Here is a 17,160-nt window from a genome sequence, read left to right on the forward strand (position 1 = left end):
CACAGTCCGGTCGTTTCAGTTCCCTCTAGACTCGACCGAGTACGTGAAGGCTTTCACAAGGAGCGCGATGAGCACGACGGTCGGCCGCCGCAAGGCTGGCGAGGACGCTGAGGTCATCGTCGTGGGCGCGGGGCCCGCAGGGTCCACCGCCGCGACGTACCTGGCCAGGGCCGGGCTCGACGTGCTCCTGCTGGAGAAGAGCACCTTCCCCCGCGAGAAGGTCTGCGGCGACGGGCTCACCCCGCGCGGGGTCAAGCAGCTCATCGACCTGGGCGTCGACACCCGCGAGGAAGCGGGCTGGCTGCACAACCGCGGCCTGCGCGTGGTCGGCGGCGGCATCACGATGGAGCTGGACTGGCCCGACCTGGCCACCTTCCCCCCGTACGGCGTCGTGCGCCCCCGCCAGGACTTCGACGAGATGCTGGCCCGCACGGCCCAGCGCGCCGGGGCGAGGCTCCTGGAGCAGACCACGGTCACCGAGGCCGTCGTGGCCAACGGGCGCGTAGTGGGCGTGGCGGCCAAGGCGGGACCGGACAAGACCCCGGTGACCTACCGCGCGCCCCTGGTCCTGGCCTGCGACGGCGTGTCGGCGCGGCTGGCGCTGTCGGTGGGGCTGGACAAGATCGATAGCAGGCCGATGGGGGTCGCGGTCCGCCGGTACTACGCGAGCCCGCGCAGCAAGGACGACTACCTCGAGTCGCACCTGGAGCTGTGGGACCGCTCCGACCCGGAGAACCCGGTCCTGCTCCCCGGCTACGGCTGGCTCTTCGGCATGGGCGACGGCACGGTCAACGCGGGCCTCGGCATCCTGTCGACGTCGAGCGCCTTCGGCAGCACCGACTACCGGAAGCTGATGCGCTCCTGGCTGGACGGGACCCCGGAGGACTGGGGTTTCCGCGAGGAGAACGCCATCGGCAAGGTCGGCGGCGCGGCGCTGCCCATGGGCTTCAACCGCACACCGCACTACCGCGCGGGCCTGCTGCTGGTCGGGGACGCGGGCGGCATGGTCAACCCCTTCAACGGCGAGGGCATCGGCTACGCCATGGAGTCGGCCCGGCTCGCCGCTGAGTGCGTCGTCCAGGCCCTGGCCCGCCCTGAAGGCCCCGCCCGCGAACGCGCCCTGGACGGCTACCCGGTGGCCCTGAAGCAGGCCCTGGGCAGCTACTACCGCCTGGGCAACGTCTTCTCCCGCCTCATCGGCAACCCCACCGTCATGGGCGTGGCCACCAAGTACGGCCTCCCCCGGAAGACGCTGATGAAGCTCGTCCTCAAACTCCTCGCGGGCCTCTACGACCCCAAGGACGGCGACGCCTACGACCGCATCATCACCGCCGCCACCCGGGTGACCCCCAGCCTGTAGCCACCCCAATGCCTCGATCGGGTTAACGGCTTTCCGAGCCCTACCCTTGATCGGTGCTTTCTCCCTCCCCGCAGGCTTTCGCGGACGAGTCCTTCCTCGAGACAGACGATGGGGGAGGCGTGTACGTGCTGGCAGCGGCTGTGTACGAGGCGCCGGAGCAAGAACGCGCACGTGCGGCGATGCTCGAGCTGCGAGGTGCCCGGCGAATCAGGAAATCGCATTGGCACGAGATGGACGAGCAGGAGCGAGCACGCGCTGTTCGCTCGGTGGTGGGGTTGGGCGGCTCGCACGTGGTCGTTGTCGGCTCGCCGGTGCCTTGTCGGCGACAGGAGCGCGCCAGGGCCAAGTGCCTCGAGCGTTTGGTTTTCGAACTGCACGGGCTCGGTGTGACCGCTCTCGTCATGGAAGGGCGCTCGATCCAGCTCAACGGGCGGGACGTCCACACCATCACCGGTGCAAGACACAACTTGCCCAAGGCGACCGAGTTCCATGTGTCGCACGTTCTCGGCAAAGACGAGCCGTTGTTCTGGGTGGCGGACATCGTGGCCGGTGCCGTGCGAGCGGCAACGTTCGGACAAGGGCACTACCACGCGGAACTGGCGCCCCAGATCTTCCAGTTCATGGTGTCCACAGGGTGCTAATACCCTGGACATGCGTAAGGCCAGGGTCCCGGTCTGCCCCAGGTGCACCTGGCCTTGCGACTCGCCCACCACCCACGGTGATGAACTCTCGCCACCAGCTTAGCTGATCGGCCAGTGGCGTGCCGCCACACCTTCGGGTGGATGCGCAGGGCCAGGGTCCCGTTTTGCCGCGGGTAGCACCTGGCTCTACGACTCGCCCACCGCCCACGACGGCGAACTCCTGCTTCGTGCGCAGGACCGGGGTTCCGGTCTGCCCCGGTCACACCCGGTCCTACGACTCGCCCACCACCCACGGTGATGAACTCCTGCCCTGTGCGCGGGGTCAGGGTCCCGGTCTGCCCCGGAAAGCACCTGACCGCCACGACTCACCCGCCGCCCACGGCGTCGGGCTCTCGGGGTCGAGGCTAGTGAAGTGGGGGGTCCGGCGCCGCTACACCTTCGGGTGGTTCGGGTGGGGGATTCGCCGGGAGCGTCGGAAGCTCGAACGTCGAGGGAAGTTCGGTGTACGGCGTAGCAATTCGCTATCGGGATGGTGTCGAGTGGTGATTCTGGCGTGTACGGCTGTTTCCCGCGTAAATCCCCCGCGTTGTTCCGCACCGCGTCGGAATTGGTCTGGTAGCTCGCGCAAGCGGGGTGTTAGCGCAGGTCAGGCGAGTGCTGTCGATCACCGAGGGTTCACGCAGAGTTGTCGAGGGGGCCGGGTTTCGCGCTGTGAGGAAGGTCCTACACTGGCCCCGATGCTTGTGAAGCCGTTCACAACTGCGGGTCTAGATTGTGAATGTTTTCACAAGCGTTGGCAACGGTCGGTTAGGGCTGCCTAACAAGCAGTGCTGTGACCCACGGCCCATAGGGTTCCGACCGTAGGACGCGGGAAAGGACGAGAAGGTGCCCATGCTCGCTGGAACGCCAGCCCTAGCGTCGCTGACCCGGACGCTGGCCCAGCCGCCGGATGTGTCGTCCGACCTGGGGGTTTACCTGCCCCTCGTGGTCCTGTTCGTGATCGCCGCGGCGTTCGCGGTCCTCTCCGCGCTGCTCGGCCCGCTGCTCGGCCCCAGCCGCTACAACCGGGCCAAGGTGGCGGCCTACGAGTGCGGCATCGAGCCGTCCCCCCAGCCGGTGATCGGCGGTGGCCGCGTCCCGGTGGCCTACTACCTCACGGCCATGCTCTTCATCCTCTTCGACATCGAGATGGTGTTCCTCTACCCGTTCGCGGTGTCGGCTGACGTCCTGGGCCTGTTCGGCCTGGTCGAGATCTTCTTGTTCATCGCGACGGTCGGCTTCGCCTACGCCTACGTGTGGCGGCGCGGCGGGCTCGACTGGAACTGAAAGGGGGCGCGATATGGGAATCGAGGAGAAGCTGCCCAACGGCATCATGTTGGCCAGCCTGGAGAAGCTGGTGAACTGGGGCCGCAAGAACTCGCTGTGGCCCGCGACGTTCGGGCTGGCCTGCTGCGCCATCGAGATGATGACCACCGGCGGTCCGCGCTACGACATCGCCCGCTTCGGCATGGAGGCCTTCCGCGCCTCCCCGCGCCAGGCCGACCTGATGATCGTGGCGGGCCGGGTCACCAACAAGATGGCCCCGGTGCTGCGCCAGATCTACGACCAGATGGCCGAGCCCCGCTGGGTGCTGGCCATGGGCGTGTGCGCGTCATCCGGCGGCATGTTCAACAACTACGCCGTGGTGCAGGGCGTCGACCACGTGGTCCCGGTCGACATGTACCTGCCCGGCTGCCCCCCGCGCCCGGAGATGCTGCTCGACGCGATCCTGAAGCTGCACGCCAAGATCGGCGACGAGCCGATCAACGCCACCCGGGCCGCCATCCGCGCGGCCAGCGGGGCGCGCACGGAGCTGATCGCATCCACTGTGAAGTTCGCGAAGAAGAAGTGAACTGATGGCTGACGAGAATCCCACCACCCCCGAAGCGGACGCGGGCAAGGCCACGGGCGCCGCGCACTCCAGCGCCCAGCAGCCCGCCGACGGCGTCCAGGAGCCCGGCGCGGTCGCCGAGCACCGCGCCCCGGTCCCGGCCGAGCCGGTCCAGGCCGGTCGCACCCGCAAGGGCATGTTCAACGTCGCGGGCACCGGCGACACCTCCGGCTTCGGCGGCCTCTCGCTGCCCGCCTACAGCCCGGCCCCGGCCGAGCGGCCCTACGGCGGCTGGTTCGACGAGTTCACCGACGACTTCACCGCCGCGATGGCCACCCGCGGGGTCCCCGCGGACGCCATCCAGCAGACCACCGTCGACCGCGGCGAGATCACCTTCTACGTCCGCCGCGAGCACCTGCTCGAGCTGTGCCGGTTGCTGCGCGACGAGACCTCGCTGCGCTTCGAGCTGTGCAGCTCGGTGTCCGGTGTGGACTACGGCGTGGACGTGCCGCAGCGGCTGCACTCGGTCTACCACCTCACCTCGATGACCTACCGCCGCCGCATCCGGCTGGAGGTCGCGGTGGACGTGGACGACCCGCACGTGCCGTCCGTCGTCGAGGTCTACCCGACGGCCGACTGGCACGAGCGCGAGACGTGGGACATGTTCGGCATCGTCTACGACGGCCACCCCGCGCTGACCCGGATCCTCATGCCGGACGACTGGGACGGCCACCCGCAGCGCAAGGACTACCCGCTCGGCGGCATCCCGGTGGAGTACAAGGGCGCGGAGATCCCTCCGCCGGACCAGCGGAGGTCGTACTCGTGACCACCAGCAGCGAGAACATCCCAACGGCCACGGACAGCCGCATCCCGGACGCGGAGACCAGGGACACCACCGAGGGCCGCGTCTACACGGTCACCGGCGGCGACTGGGACAGCGTCCTGGAGGACGCGATCCACGACGAGCGGATCGTGATCAACCTCGGCCCGCAGCACCCGTCCACGCACGGCGTGCTGCGCCTGGTGCTGGAGCTCGAGGGCGAGACGGTCACCCAGGCCCGCTCGGTCATCGGCTACCTGCACACCGGCATCGAGAAGAACTGCGAGTACCGCACCTGGACCCAGGGCGTCACCTTCGTGACGCGCATGGACTACCTCGCGCCGCTGTCCAACGAGGCCGCGTACTGCATGGCCGTCGAGAAGCTGCTCGGCATCGAGGTCCCGCGCCGGGCCCAGGTCATCCGGGTGCTGCTGCTGGAGATCAACCGCATCTCCTCGCACCTGGTCGCGCTGGCCACCGGCGGCATGGAACTCGGCTCGCTGACCGCGATGACCGCGGGTTTCCGCGAGCGCGAAGAGGCCCTGCACCTGCTGGAGTTCATCACCGGCCTGCGGATGAACCACGCGTTCATCCGCCCCGGCGGTGTCGCCCAGGACCTGCCGGACGGCTACGAGACCAAGGTCAAAGAGTTCCTGCAGGTCATGGCCAAGCGCCTGCCGGACTACGACAAGCTGCTCACCGGTCAGCCGATCTGGCGCAACCGCCTCAAGGGCGTCGGCTACCTGCCCGTGGACGCCTGCCTCGCGCTGGGCATCACCGGCCCGATCCTGCGCTCCGCCGGTCTGGGCTGGGACCTGCGCAAGACCGAGCCGTACCTGGGCTACGAGGAGTACGACTTCGAGGTCCCCACCTCGACCGACGCCGACGCCTGGGCCCGCTACCTGCTGCGCGTCGAGGAGATCCACCAGTCGCTGCGGATCATCAACCAGGCGCTCAAGAAGCTCGAGCCGGGCCCGGTGATGGTCGAGGACCAGAAGGTGGCCTGGCCCGCGAAGCTCACCATCGGCCCCGACGGCATGGGCAACTCGCTGGAGCACGTGCGCAAGATCATGGGTCAGTCGATGGAGTCGCTGATCCACCACTTCAAGCTGGTCACCGAGGGCTTCCACGTCCCGGCGGGCCAGGTCTACGTGCCGGTGGAGTCCCCGCGCGGCGAGCTGGGCTACCACCTGGTCTCCGACGGCGGCACCCGCCCGGTCCGCGTGCACGTGCGCGAACCCAGCTTCGTGAACCTGCAGGCGATGCCCGCGATGTCCGAGGGCGGCATGGTCGCCGACGTCATCGCGGCCGTGGCCTCGATCGACCCCGTGATGGGAGGGTGTGACCGTTGAGCAGCACCGGTTCCACGTACGGTGGCTCCAGCCTGGGCGCCGGTGACACCCACCAGGCGACGGTGCCCGACACCGACGTCGTGGGCATCGCCCCGGTCGAGGCCGAGCACCTGGTCACCGACACCGCCGAGGACCTGAGCGTCTTCGACGCCAAGACCGTCGAGCGGGCCCAGGCGATCATCGCCAGGTACCCGCAGTCGCGGTCGGCGCTGCTGCCGATGCTGCACCTGGTGCAGTCGGTCGAGGGCCGGGTCAGCCAGGCGGGCATCCAGTTCTGCGCGCTGCAGCTGGACCTGACCGCCGCCGAGGTCAGCGCGGTCGCCACCTTCTACACGATGTACAAGCGCAAGAGCTGCGGCGAGCACCTGGTCAGCGTCTGCACCAACACCCTGTGCGCGGTGCTGGGCGGCGACGAGATCTACAAGAAGCTCGGCGAGCACCTCGGTGCGGACGGCAAGCGCCTGGGCCACAACGAGACCGTGGGCGAGCCGGGGCAGCCGGGCTCGATCACGCTGGAGCACGCCGAGTGCCTGGCGGCCTGCGACCTCGGTCCGGTCATCCAGGTCAACTACGAGTTCTTCGACAACCAGACCCCGGACAAGGCCGTCGCGCTCGTCGACGCCCTGCGCAAGGGCGAGAAGCCCGCGCCGACCCGGGGCGCCCCGCTGCGCGACTTCCGCACCGCGGAGCTGGAGCTGGCCGGGTTCTGGCCCGAGGACGAGATCGACTACCGGGCCACCGTGGACGGCCCCAGCGCCGCGGTGGAGACGCTGCGCGGCGCGAAGCTGGCCGAGGAGCGCGGCTGGACCGCGCCCGCGATGCCGAACCCGCCCCTGCCGGAGGTGGAGAAGAAGTGAGCGCCCCGAACAAGCCCGCGCCGGTCACGCCCGTCCTGACCAAGCGCTGGCTCTCCCCGACCTCGTGGTCGATCAAGACCTACGAGCAGCTGGAGGGCTACACCGCGCTGCGCAAGGCGCTCGCGGGCACCCCCGAGCAGCTGGTCGAGGTCGTCAAGGCGTCGGGCCTGCGCGGTCGCGGCGGTGCCGGGTTCCCGTCGGGCATCAAGTGGTCGTTCATGCCGCCCAACGAGGACAAGCCGCACTACCTGGTGATCAACGCCGACGAGGGCGAGCCGGGCACGTGCAAGGACATCCCGCTGATGATGGCCGACCCGCACTCGCTGATCGAGGGCTGCGTCATCGCCTCGTACGCGATGCGGTCGCACCACTGCTTCATCTACGTGCGCGGTGAGGCCCTGCACTGCATCCGGCGGCTGAACGCGGCGGTGCGCGAGGCGCACGCCGCGGGCTACCTCGGCAAGGACATCCTGGGCTCCGGCTACGACCTGGAGATCACCGTCCACGCGGGCGCGGGCGCCTACATCTGCGGCGAGGAAACCGCGCTGCTCGACTCGCTGGAGGGCCGCCGCGGCCAGCCGCGGCTCAAGCCGCCGTTCCCCGCCGCCGCCGGTCTCTACGCCGCGCCGACCACGGTGAACAACGTCGAGACCATCGCCAGCGTGCCGTTCATCGTCAACGGCGGCGCGGACTGGTTCCGCACCATGGGCACCGAGAAGTCGCCCGGCCCGAAGATCTACTCGATCTCCGGCCACGTGACCAACCCGGGCCAGTTCGAGGCCCCGCTCGGCACCACGCTGCGCGAGCTGCTGGAACTGGCGGGTGGCATGAAGGACGGCATCCCGCTGAAGTTCTGGACCCCCGGCGGCTCGTCCACCCCGATGTTCACCGCCGAGCACCTCGACGTCCCGCTGGACTTCGAGGGCGCCGCGGCGGCGGGCTCGATGCTGGGCACCACCGCGGTCATGGTCTTCAACGAGACCGTGTCCGTGCCGTGGGCGGTCATGAAGTGGACCCAGTTCTACGAGCACGAGTCGTGCGGCAAGTGCACGCCGTGCCGCGAGGGCACCTACTGGCTCACCGGCATCCTGGAGCGGATGGTCGAGGGCAAGGGCACCGAGTCCGACATCGAGACCCTGCTCGACATCTGCGACAACATCCTCGGCCGCTCGTTCTGCGCGCTCGGCGACGGCGCCGTCAGCCCGATCCAGAGCGGTATCAAGTACTTCCGCGACGAGTTCCTCGCGCTGTGCGCGGCGAACCGGAACGCCCCGGCTTACGCAGGAGCGCAGTCATGACCATCGCGCCGGAGAACCCCGTAGAGACCACGCCGGTGCCCGAGGGCCACGTCCGGCTGACCGTCGACGGCCAGGTCGTCGACGCGCCCAAGGGCGAGCTGGTCATCCGCACCGCGGAGCGGCTGGGCATCCAGATCCCCCGGTTCTGCGACCACCCCCTGCTCGACCCGGCCGGTGCCTGCCGCCAGTGCCTGGTCGAGGTGGAGATGGGCGGGCGGCCGATGCCCAAGCCGCAGGCCTCCTGCACCATCACCGTCGCCGACGGCATGGTGGTCAAGACCCAGCTGACCTCGCCGGTCGCCGACAAGGCTCAGCAGGGTGTGATGGAGCTGCTGCTCATCAACCACCCGCTGGACTGCCCGATCTGCGACAAGGGCGGCGAGTGCCCGCTGCAGAACCAGGCCATGGCGCACGGCCGCACCGAGTCCCGCTTCGTCGAGACCAAGCGGACCTTCGCCAAGCCGATCCCGGTGTCCACCCAGGTGCTGCTCGACCGCGAGCGCTGCGTGCTCTGCCAGCGCTGCACCCGGTTCTCGGCGCAGATCGCGGGCGACCCGTTCATCGAGCTGCTCGAGCGCGGCGCCCAGCAGCAGATCGGGATCGCCGAGGAGAAGCCCTTCCAGAGCTACTTCTCCGGCAACACCATCCAGATCTGCCCGGTGGGCGCGCTCACCAGCGCCGCGTACCGGTTCCGGTCGCGGCCGTTCGACCTGGTGTCCACGCCGAGCGTGTGCGAGCACTGCTCGTCCGGCTGCGCCGAGCGCACGGACTGGCGGCGCGGCAAGGTGATGCGCAAGCTCGCGGGCGATGACCCCGAGGTCAACGAGGAGTGGATCTGCGACCGCGGCCGCTTCGGCTTCCGCTACGCCACCGCGGGCGACCGGATCACCCGGCCGCTGGTGCGCGACGCGAAGACCGGTGAGCTGGTCGAGTCCAGCTGGACCGAGGCGCTGCAGGTGGCCGCCGAGGGGCTGCTCAAGGCCCGCGCGGGCAAGGGTGTCGGGGTGCTCACCGGCGGTCGGCTGACCGTCGAGGACGCCTACGCGTACGGCAAGTTCGCCCGCATCGCCCTGGGCACCAACGACATCGACTTCCGCGCCCGCCCGCACTCCGCGGAGGAGCTGGAGTTCCTCGCCTCCACCGTGGTCGGCACCACCCCGGAGACCGGGGTGACCTTCCGCGGCATCGAGAACGCGCCGGCCGCGCTGCTGGTCGCGTTCGAGCCGGAGGAGGAAGCGCCGATCGTGTTCCTGCGGCTGCGCAAGGCGGCCCGCAAGAACAAGACCAAGGTCTTCCACCTCGGCCAGTGGACGAGCCCGAGCGTCACCAAGACCAACGGCACGCTGCTCGCCTGCGTCCCCGGCGGCGAACCGGCCGCGCTCGACGGCCTGGCCGCGCACGCGCCGGACGTCACCGCGGCGCTGGGCGCCGCGGGCGCGGTCATCCTGGTCGGCGAGCGCGCCGCCCAGGTGCCGGGCCTCTACAGCGCGGTGCTGCGGCTGGCCGCGGGCACCGGCGCCAAGGTCGCGTGGATCCCGCGCCGGGCCGGTGAGCGCGGCGCGCTCGACGCCGGTGCCGCGCCGAACCTGCTGCCCGGCGGCCGGTTGGTCGGCGACGACAAGGCCCGCGCCGTGGTCGAGCAGGTCTGGGGTCTGGCCGAGGGGGCGCTGCCCACCGCGGTCGGCCGCGACACCGACGCCATCCTCGCCGCCGCCGACAACCACAAGCTCGACGGCCTGGTGCTCGGCGGGGTCGACCCGTACGACCTGGCCGACCCGGAGCTGGCGCTGCGCGCGATCGGCGAGGCCGGGTTCGTGGTCAGCCTCGAACTGCGGCACAGCGCGGCCACCGCGCTCGCCGACGTGGTCTTCCCGATCGCCCCGGCGGTCGAGAAGTCCGGCAGCTACCTGAACTGGGAGGGTCGGGTCCGCGAGTTCGGGCACACCCTCGAGGGCACGGGCGCGCTGCCCGACGGCCGGGTGCTCGACTCGCTGGCCGTGGAGATGGACGTCGACCTGTTCACCCAGACCCCCGCCGCCAGCGCGGCCGACCTGGCCCGGCTGCCCGCTGTGGCGCGCACCGCCGCCACCCCCGACACCGCGCCCGCCCCGGCGAGCCCGGGTGCGGGGCAGGCGGTGCTGGCGTCCTGGCGGCAGCTGCTGGACAACGGGTCGCTGCAGGACGGCGAGCCGCACCTGGCGGGCACCGCCCGCCCGGTCTACGCGCGCCTGTCCCTCAAGACCGCCACCGACCTCGGCGTCGCGGGCACCGCGCGGGTGTCCACCGAGCGGGGCGCGGTCTCGGTTCCCGTGCAGATCGCCGACCTGCCCGACGGCGTGGTCTGGCTGCCGGGCAACTCCCCGGGCTCGACCGTGCGCCGCACCCTGGGTGTCGGCCACGGTGCCGTGGTGACGGTTAGTGGAGGCAACGCATGACCAGGGCCCAACTCCTGGCCGACGACCCGCTCTGGCTGATCCTGATCAAGGCCGTGGTGCTGCTGCTGCTCGGCGCGGTGGCGACCATGGCGATGATCATCCTGGAGCGCAAGATCGTGGCCAGGATGCAGCACCGCCCCGGCCCCAACCGGGTCGGCCCGAACGGCTGGTTCCAGTCCATCGCGGACGCGATCAAGCTCCCGTTCAAGGAGCAGATCATCCCGGAGACGGCCGACCGGAAGGTCTACTTCCTGGCGCCGATCATGTCCACGATCCCGGCGTTCCTGGCCTTCTCGGTGATCCCGTTCGGACCGGAGGTCTCGATCTTCGGCGAGCGCACCGTGCTGCAGCTGGTCGACCTGCCGGTCGGCGTGCTGGTGGTGCTGGCCTGCTCGTCGATGGGCGTCTACGGCATCGTGCTCGCGGGCTGGTCCTCCGGCTCGCCGTACCCGCTGCTCGGCGGTCTGCGCTCGGCCGCGCAGGTGATCTCCTACGAGATCGCCATGGGTCTGTCGATCGTCGCGGTCATCCTCTACTCCGGATCGCTGTCCACCGGCGACATCGTCGACGCGCAATCCCGGGGCTGGTACGGCGTCCTGCTGATCCCGAGCTTCGCCATCTACTTCATCTCGATGATCGGCGAGACCAACCGCGCCCCCTTCGACCTCCCCGAGGCCGAGTCGGAGCTGGTCGGCGGCTTCCACACCGAGTACAGCTCGATGAAGTTCGCGCTGTTCTTCCTCGCCGAGTACGTCAACATGGTCATCGTCTCGGCCTTCTGCACGACGCTGTTCCTCGGCGGCTACATGGCGCCGTGGCCGATCTCGCTGATCGGCGACAACTACTTCAACACCGGCTGGTGGCCGCTGTTGTGGTTCTTCGGCAAGACCTGGCTGTTCCTGTTCGTCTTCATCTGGCTGCGCGGCACGCTGCCCCGGCTGCGCTACGACCAGTTCATGCGCCTCGGCTGGAAGGTCCTGGTCCCGGCCAACCTGGTGTGGATCATGGCCGTGGTCACGCTGCGGGTGCTGCGCCAGGAGAACGACATCCCGGCCGGGGTCTTCATCACCATCGGCGCCGTCGTGCTCGCCCTGCTCGTCGGGCTCAGCCTGCTGCTGCCGGACCGCGAGGTGCAGCCGGACAACCAGGTCCCGGTCACCGGCAGCGGCTACCCGGTCCCGCCGCTGGACCTCGTGGTCCCCAACAAGGAGGACCTCAAGCCGAGGGTGCGGCGCAGGCGCGAGAAGGCCGCCGTCGGCGCCGGTGCGGACAAGGAGTCTGACCAGTGAGCATCTTTGATCCCCTCAAGGGGTTCGGGGTCACCTTCTCGACCATGTTCAAGAAGGTCGTCACCGAGGAGTACCCGGAGAACTTCCCCGGCACCGCGCCCCGCTACCACGGCCGCCACCAGCTCAACCGGCACCCGGACGGGCTGGAGAAGTGCGTCGGCTGCGAGCTGTGCGCGTGGGCCTGCCCGGCGGACGCCATCTTCGTCGAGGGCGGCGACAACACCGAGGACGCGCGGTTCTCCCCCGGTGAGCGCTACGGCGCCGACTACCAGATCAACTACCTGCGCTGCATCGGCTGCGGCCTGTGCATCGAGGCGTGCCCGACCCGGTCGCTGACCATGCTCAACGACTTCGAGCTCGCCGACGACGACCGCCAGCGGCTGATCTACACCAAGGAACAGCTCATGGCGCCGCTGCTGCCGGGCATGGAGCAGCCGCCGCACCCGATGCGGCTCGGTGACAACGAGCAGGACTACTACGTCAACGGTCCGCAGCTCGCCAAGAACGCGGAGGCGGCCAAGTGAGCGCGATGTTGTTGGCCCAGGCGGCGGTGAACACCGCCACCCAGGTCACCACCGGCGAGGCGGTGGCGTTCTGGGTGCTCGGCCCGCTCGCGCTCGCGGGCGGGCTCGGCATGATCTTCGCCCGCAACGCCGTGCACTCGGCGCTGTTCCTGGTGCTGACCATGCTCAGCCTCGGCGTGATCTACCTGGTGCAGCAGGCCCCGTTCCTGGGCTTCGTGCAGATCATCGTCTACACCGGCGCGATCATGATGCTGTTCCTGTTCGTGCTCATGCTGGTCGGCCGGGACTCCTCGGACTCCGTGGTCGAGGTGCTGCGCGGGCAGCGGCTCTGGGCCGGTGTGCTCGGCGTCGGGCTGGCCGTGCTCATCGTGACCGCGGTCGCCCGCGCGCTGACCGACGTGCGCTCGGTCGGCCTGGCCGAGCCCAACGCCAACGCGGGCAACGTCAAGAGCATCGGCAAGTCGCTGTTCGACGAGTACGTCTTCCCGTTCGAGCTGACCTCCGCGCTGCTGATCACCGCCGCGGTCGGCGCCATGGTCCTCGGCTACGTGGACCGCCACCAGCGCGGCCGCAAGACGCAGAAGGAACTGGTCGAGGCCCGCTTCCGCGGCGAGCACGACCGCCCGTCGCCGCTGCCGGGCCCCGGCGTGTTCGCCACGTCGAACTCGGTGGCCACCCCCGCACTGCTGCCGGACGGCTCGGTCGCCGAGGAGTCGCTGTCGCGGCTCATCGACGCCACCGCCTCGGAGAAGCTGGACCAGGAGCGCAAGGCCGTCGCCGGGACCCTGCCGGGCCCCGACGCGCGGGCGCTCGCCCCCGGCAAGGAGGACAGGTCATGACCCCGACCTACTACCTGCTGCTGTCCGCGCTGCTGTTCACCATCGGCGCCGTCGGCGTCCTGGTGCGCCGCAACGCCATCGTGGTGTTCATGTGCGTCGAGCTGATGCTCAACGCGGTGAACCTCTCGCTGGTGACCTTCGCGCGGATCAACGGCTCGCTGTCCGGGCAGATCATGGCGTTCTTCGTGATGGTCGTGGCCGCCGCCGAGGTCGTGATCGGCCTGGCGATCATCATGTCGATCTTCCGCACCCGCCGGACGGCGTCGGTCGACGACTCCAACCTGCTGAAGTACTAAGGGGAACCTCAGGTGACGGGAACCATGAACCTCGCGGCCGAGGCCCACCAGGCTTCCGGGGTCGCGGGCGCGGCGTGGCTGCTGCTGGTGCTGCCCGCGGTGGGCGCCGCGGTGCTGCTGCTGGGCGGGCGCCGGACCGACAAGTGGGGCCACCTGCTCGGTAGCGGCACCGTCATCGCCGCGTTCGTCTACGGCGTGATCCTGTTCTTCGACACCAAGTCGCTGCCCGCCGAGGGGCGGGTCGCGAACCTGCACGTGTTCGACTGGATATCGGTCAACTCGCTCGACGTCGAGTTCGGGCTGCGCATCGACCCGCTGTCGCTGACCTTCGTGCTGCTGATCACCGGTGTGGGTTCGCTGATCCACATCTACTCGATCGGCTACATGTCCGACGACCGGGACCGGCGCCGGTTCTTCGCCTACCTGAACCTGTTCGTCTCGGCGATGCTGCTGCTGGTGCTGGGCAACAGCTTCGTGACGCTCTACTTCGGCTGGGAGGGCGTCGGTCTCGCCTCCTACCTGCTGATCGGCTGGTACCAGGGGAAGAACTTCGCGGCCACGGCGGCGAAGAAGGCGTTCCTGATGAACCGCGTCGGCGACGTCGGGCTGGCGCTGGCGATCTTCCTGATGTTCAAGAACATCGGCAGCACCCAGTACGACGTGGTCTTCGCCGAGATCGGCAAGCAGTCCACGGGCGTCGTGGTCGCGATCGGCATCCTCCTGCTGCTGGGTGCTTGCGGTAAGTCCGGCCAGTTCCCGTTGCAGGCCTGGCTCCCCGACGCGATGGCCGGTCCGACACCGGTGTCCGCGCTGATCCACGCCGCGACGATGGTGACCGCGGGCGTGTACCTGATCGCCCGGTCCAGCCCGCTGTACTCGCTGCCGCAGGCGGAGGACGCGCGCTTCGTGGTGATGATCATCGGTGCGGTCACCCTGGTGATCGGCTGCATCATCGGCTGCGCCTACGACGACTTCAAGAAGGTCCTCGCGTACTCCACGGTCAGCCAGATCGGCTACATGATCCTGGCGGTCGGCCTCGGCCCGGCCGGGTACGCGCTGGGCATCCTGCACCTGCTGACGCACGGCTTCTTCAAGGCCGGGCTGTTCCTCGGCGCCGGTTCGGTCATGCACGGCATGAACGACGAGGGCGACATCCGCAGGCTCGGCGGCCTGGCCAGGAAGATGCCGATCACCTTCGTCACCTGGACCCTGGGCTACCTGGCGCTGATCGGGTTCCCGTTCCTGTCCGGCTACTTCTCCAAGGACGCCATCATCGCCGCCGCGTTCGGCGCGCACGGCACCCGCGGCTGGGTCTTCGGCGGTATCGCGCTACTGGGCGCGGGCCTCACCGCGTTCTACATGACCCGCCTGCTGATCCTGGTGTTCCTGGGCAAGCCGCGCTGGGAGAACCTCAAGAGCGAGGACGGCCGGGCCTACCACCCGCACGAGTCGGGCCCCACGATGACCATCCCGATGATCATCCTGGCGGTCGGCTCCGTGGCCGGTGGCGCGATCCTGTCGGGGCTGCTCCCCGCGTGGCTGGAGCCCTCGGTCGGTGAACTGGTCGAGACGCACGGCCCGCTCAACCACACCGTGGTCTCGATCCTCACCGTGGGCATCTCGCTGATCGGCGCGGCCATCGCCTTCGCCATCTTCGGTCGCCGCGAGCAGCCGGTCACCCGGCCGCAGCGGGTGTCGTTCCCGGTCCGCGCCGCGCGCGCCGACCTCTACGGCAACCACCTCAACGAGGCCCTGTTCTCCCGCCCCGGCGTCTGGCTCACCAGGTTCCTGGTGTTCGTCGACAACCGCGGCGTCGACGGGCTGGTCAACGGCATCGCGGCGGGCCTGGGCGGTAGCTCCGGTCGGCTGCGCAGGCTGCAGACCGGGTTCGTCCGCTCGTACGCGCTTTCCATGCTCGGAGGGTCGATCCTGGTGATCGCCGCACTGCTGATGGTGAGGTTCGCATGACGTCCGGGACCGGTTCCTGGCTGCTGGCCGCGCTCCTGCTGGTGCCGCTGGTCGGCGCCGCGGTGGTGACCGCGCTGCGCGGCAACGACCACACCGCCAAGCTCGCCGCGCTGGCCTTCTCGGTCGTGGAGTTCGCGCTGGCCATCGCGTCGTGGGTGAACTTCAAGCCCGACGGCGCCCGGCTGCAGCAGGCGTTCTCCTTCGACTGGATCCCGGCCTTCGGGGTGCACATCTCGTTCGCGGTCGACGGCATCGCGCTGGTCATGATCGCGGTCATCGGTCTGCTGGTGCCGCTGGTGATCGGCGCGGGCTGGGCGGACAAGCTGCCGGAAGGCCGCACCAAGGGCGGCTTCTTCGGGCTGATCCTGCTGGAGCAGGCGCTCACCGTCGGCGTGTTCGCCGCGACCGACGTGTTCCTGTTCTACGTGCTGTTCGAGATCATGCTGATCCCGATGTACTTCCTGATCGGCTCCTACGGCGGGGCGCGCAGGCAGTACGCGGCGGTGAAGTTCTTCCTGTACTCGTTCCTCGGCGGCCTGATCATGCTGGCCTCGGTCATCGGCTGCTACGTGATGGCCGGTGACGAGCTGGGCAAGGGCACCTTCGACTGGGCCACCCTGGTCCGGGTGGTGCACGACGCGCCGCTGGGCACGCAGATCTGGCTGTTCCTCGGCTTCTTCATCGCCTTCGCGGTCAAGGCGCCGCTGGTGCCGCTGCACACCTGGCTGCCGGACGCCACCGCCGAGGCGCCGATCGGCGTCGCGGTGCTGCTGGTCGGCATCCTGGACAAGGTCGGCACCTTCGGCTTCCTGCGCTACCTGCTGCCGATGTTCCCCGCCGCCAGCAAGGAACTGGCGCCGCTGGTTCTGGTGCTGGCCGTGATCGGCGTGATCTACGGTTCGCTGCTGGCCACCGGGCAGCGCGACATGAAGCGCTTCCTGGCCTACGTCTCGATCGCCCACTTCGGCTTCATCGCCCTGGGCATCTTCGCCTTCAGCTCGCAGTCGCTGACCGGCTCGGTCACCTACATGATCAACCACAGCATCGCCACCGGCATGCTGATCCTGGTGGTCGGCATGGTGATCTCCCGCGGCGGCTCCACCCGGGTCGCCGACTACGGCGGCATGGCCAAGCTGACCCCGGTACTGGCGGCCATGCTGCTGATCGCGGGCCTGAGCTCGATGTCGCTGCCCGGCACCAACTCCTTCATCAGCGAGTTCCTGGTGCTCATCGGCTCGTTCCCGAACGCGCCCGTGTACACGATCATCGCCACCGTCGGCATGGTCCTCGCCGCGCTCTACGTGCTCTGGCTCTACCAGCGGATCATGCAGGGCCCGGTGCGCGGTGACGCGCTGATCGGCGCGGGCGGCGGACCGGGCACCGCGATCGCGCCGGAACTCGGCGCCAAGAAGGCGATCGCCGACCTGAACACCCGGGAGAAGGCGGTGCTCGCGCCGCTGCTCCTGCTGATCGTCGCCCTGGGCCTGTTCCCGAAGCCCGTGCTCGACGTCGTGACGCCGACGGTGAACGCCACGATGTGCGAGGCCCAGCTGGTCGACCCGGTCCAGTCCGCAGAGGAGCGCCCGCAGTGTCAGTGATCTCTTCCGTGCT

Annotated in this window: 15 protein-coding genes; all 15 read left to right on the forward strand. The window is 69.5% G+C overall.

All coding sequences use genetic code 11. The annotated features are described in order from the left end of the window. Positions 1 to 67 precede the first annotated feature (67 nt). The 15 genes from CLV40_RS06360 (at position 68) to CLV40_RS06430 (ending at position 17,147) form a co-directional block, all read left to right on the forward strand. Positions 68 to 1,360, forward strand: coding sequence for a geranylgeranyl reductase family protein (locus tag CLV40_RS06360; RefSeq protein WP_104477912.1), 1,293 nt, complete (start codon positions 68 to 70; stop codon positions 1,358 to 1,360). A gap of 119 nt (positions 1,361 to 1,479) precedes the next feature. Next, positions 1,480 to 2,001: a hypothetical protein gene (locus CLV40_RS06365; RefSeq protein WP_146107949.1), complete on the forward strand. Its 522-nt coding sequence runs from the start codon at positions 1,480 to 1,482 to the stop codon at positions 1,999 to 2,001. An 891-nt stretch (positions 2,002 to 2,892) separates the two neighbouring features. Continuing rightward, positions 2,893 to 3,327: an NADH-quinone oxidoreductase subunit A gene (locus CLV40_RS06370; protein ID WP_245931140.1), complete on the forward strand. Its 435-nt coding sequence runs from the start codon at positions 2,893 to 2,895 to the stop codon at positions 3,325 to 3,327. A 13-nt stretch (positions 3,328 to 3,340) separates the two neighbouring features. Then, complete coding sequence (locus CLV40_RS06375; protein WP_104477915.1) at positions 3,341 to 3,892, forward strand: NuoB/complex I 20 kDa subunit family protein; 552 nt, start codon at positions 3,341 to 3,343, stop codon at positions 3,890 to 3,892. A 4-nt stretch (positions 3,893 to 3,896) separates the two neighbouring features. Beyond that, a complete protein-coding gene (locus CLV40_RS06380) occupies positions 3,897 to 4,697 on the forward strand; it encodes an NADH-quinone oxidoreductase subunit C (RefSeq protein ID WP_104477916.1) in 801 nt (266 codons plus the stop codon). Beyond that, positions 4,694 to 6,043 carry an NADH-quinone oxidoreductase subunit D gene (locus CLV40_RS06385; RefSeq protein ID WP_104477917.1) on the forward strand — a complete coding sequence of 450 codons (1,350 nt, stop codon included), beginning with the start codon at positions 4,694 to 4,696 and terminating at the stop codon, positions 6,041 to 6,043. The genes CLV40_RS06380 and CLV40_RS06385 overlap by 4 nt, the downstream gene beginning before the upstream one ends. Positions 6,044 to 6,177: 134 nt before the next feature. Continuing rightward, entirely contained in the window at positions 6,178 to 6,900 is a 723-nt protein-coding gene (gene nuoE, locus CLV40_RS06390; protein ID WP_374066607.1) for an NADH-quinone oxidoreductase subunit NuoE, read from the forward strand. Then, positions 6,897 to 8,198 (forward strand): NADH-quinone oxidoreductase subunit NuoF, encoded by a 1,302-nt coding sequence (gene nuoF / locus CLV40_RS06395; RefSeq protein ID WP_104477918.1) that lies wholly within the window; start codon positions 6,897 to 6,899, stop codon positions 8,196 to 8,198. The genes nuoE and nuoF overlap by 4 nt, the downstream gene beginning before the upstream one ends. Continuing rightward, positions 8,195 to 10,633 carry an NADH-quinone oxidoreductase subunit G gene (locus tag CLV40_RS06400; protein WP_104477919.1) on the forward strand — a complete coding sequence of 813 codons (2,439 nt, stop codon included), beginning with the start codon at positions 8,195 to 8,197 and terminating at the stop codon, positions 10,631 to 10,633. Before nuoF ends, CLV40_RS06400 begins: the two co-directional genes overlap by 4 nt. After that, positions 10,630 to 11,922 carry an NADH-quinone oxidoreductase subunit NuoH gene (gene nuoH / locus CLV40_RS06405; protein ID WP_104477920.1) on the forward strand — a complete coding sequence of 431 codons (1,293 nt, stop codon included), beginning with the start codon at positions 10,630 to 10,632 and terminating at the stop codon, positions 11,920 to 11,922. Before CLV40_RS06400 ends, nuoH begins: the two co-directional genes overlap by 4 nt. Beyond that, entirely contained in the window at positions 11,919 to 12,446 is a 528-nt protein-coding gene (gene nuoI / locus CLV40_RS06410; RefSeq protein WP_104477921.1) for an NADH-quinone oxidoreductase subunit NuoI, read from the forward strand. Before nuoH ends, nuoI begins: the two co-directional genes overlap by 4 nt. A 5-nt stretch (positions 12,447 to 12,451) precedes the next feature. Continuing rightward, positions 12,452 to 13,285 (forward strand): NADH-quinone oxidoreductase subunit J, encoded by an 834-nt coding sequence (locus tag CLV40_RS06415; RefSeq protein WP_104478295.1) that lies wholly within the window; start codon positions 12,452 to 12,454, stop codon positions 13,283 to 13,285. Next, positions 13,282 to 13,581, forward strand: a complete 300-nt coding sequence (nuoK, locus tag CLV40_RS06420) for an NADH-quinone oxidoreductase subunit NuoK (RefSeq protein WP_104477922.1) — start codon at positions 13,282 to 13,284, stop codon at positions 13,579 to 13,581. Before CLV40_RS06415 ends, nuoK begins: the two co-directional genes overlap by 4 nt. Positions 13,582 to 13,605: 24 nt before the next feature. Then, positions 13,606 to 15,549 carry an NADH-quinone oxidoreductase subunit L gene (gene nuoL / locus CLV40_RS06425; protein WP_104477923.1) on the forward strand — a complete coding sequence of 648 codons (1,944 nt, stop codon included), beginning with the start codon at positions 13,606 to 13,608 and terminating at the stop codon, positions 15,547 to 15,549. Beyond that, on the forward strand, positions 15,546 to 17,147 hold the full coding sequence (locus CLV40_RS06430) for an NADH-quinone oxidoreductase subunit M (RefSeq protein ID WP_104477924.1): 1,602 nt from the start codon (positions 15,546 to 15,548) through the stop codon (positions 17,145 to 17,147). Before nuoL ends, CLV40_RS06430 begins: the two co-directional genes overlap by 4 nt. The last annotated feature ends 13 nt before the right edge of the window (positions 17,148 to 17,160 follow it).

The organism is Actinokineospora auranticolor (genome assembly GCF_002934265.1).
In the GTDB taxonomy this organism is placed as follows: Bacteria; Actinomycetota; Actinomycetes; order Mycobacteriales; family Pseudonocardiaceae; genus Actinokineospora; species Actinokineospora auranticolor.

Coding starts and splice junctions, on each gene's coding strand:
- CLV40_RS06360 (WP_104477912.1), top strand. CDS start 68: ATGAGCACGACGGTCGGCCGCCGCAAGGCTGGCGAGGACGCTGAGGTC.
- CLV40_RS06370 (WP_245931140.1), top strand. CDS start 2,893: ATGCTCGCTGGAACGCCAGCCCTAGCGTCGCTGACCCGGACGCTGGCC.
- CLV40_RS06375 (WP_104477915.1), top strand. CDS start 3,341: ATGGGAATCGAGGAGAAGCTGCCCAACGGCATCATGTTGGCCAGCCTG.
- CLV40_RS06380 (WP_104477916.1), top strand. CDS start 3,897: ATGGCTGACGAGAATCCCACCACCCCCGAAGCGGACGCGGGCAAGGCC.
- CLV40_RS06400 (WP_104477919.1), top strand. CDS start 8,195: ATGACCATCGCGCCGGAGAACCCCGTAGAGACCACGCCGGTGCCCGAG.
- nuoH (WP_104477920.1), top strand. CDS start 10,630: ATGACCAGGGCCCAACTCCTGGCCGACGACCCGCTCTGGCTGATCCTG.
- CLV40_RS06415 (WP_104478295.1), top strand. CDS start 12,452: ATGTTGTTGGCCCAGGCGGCGGTGAACACCGCCACCCAGGTCACCACC.
- nuoK (WP_104477922.1), top strand. CDS start 13,282: ATGACCCCGACCTACTACCTGCTGCTGTCCGCGCTGCTGTTCACCATC.
- nuoL (WP_104477923.1), top strand. CDS start 13,606: ATGAACCTCGCGGCCGAGGCCCACCAGGCTTCCGGGGTCGCGGGCGCG.
- CLV40_RS06430 (WP_104477924.1), top strand. CDS start 15,546: ATGACGTCCGGGACCGGTTCCTGGCTGCTGGCCGCGCTCCTGCTGGTG.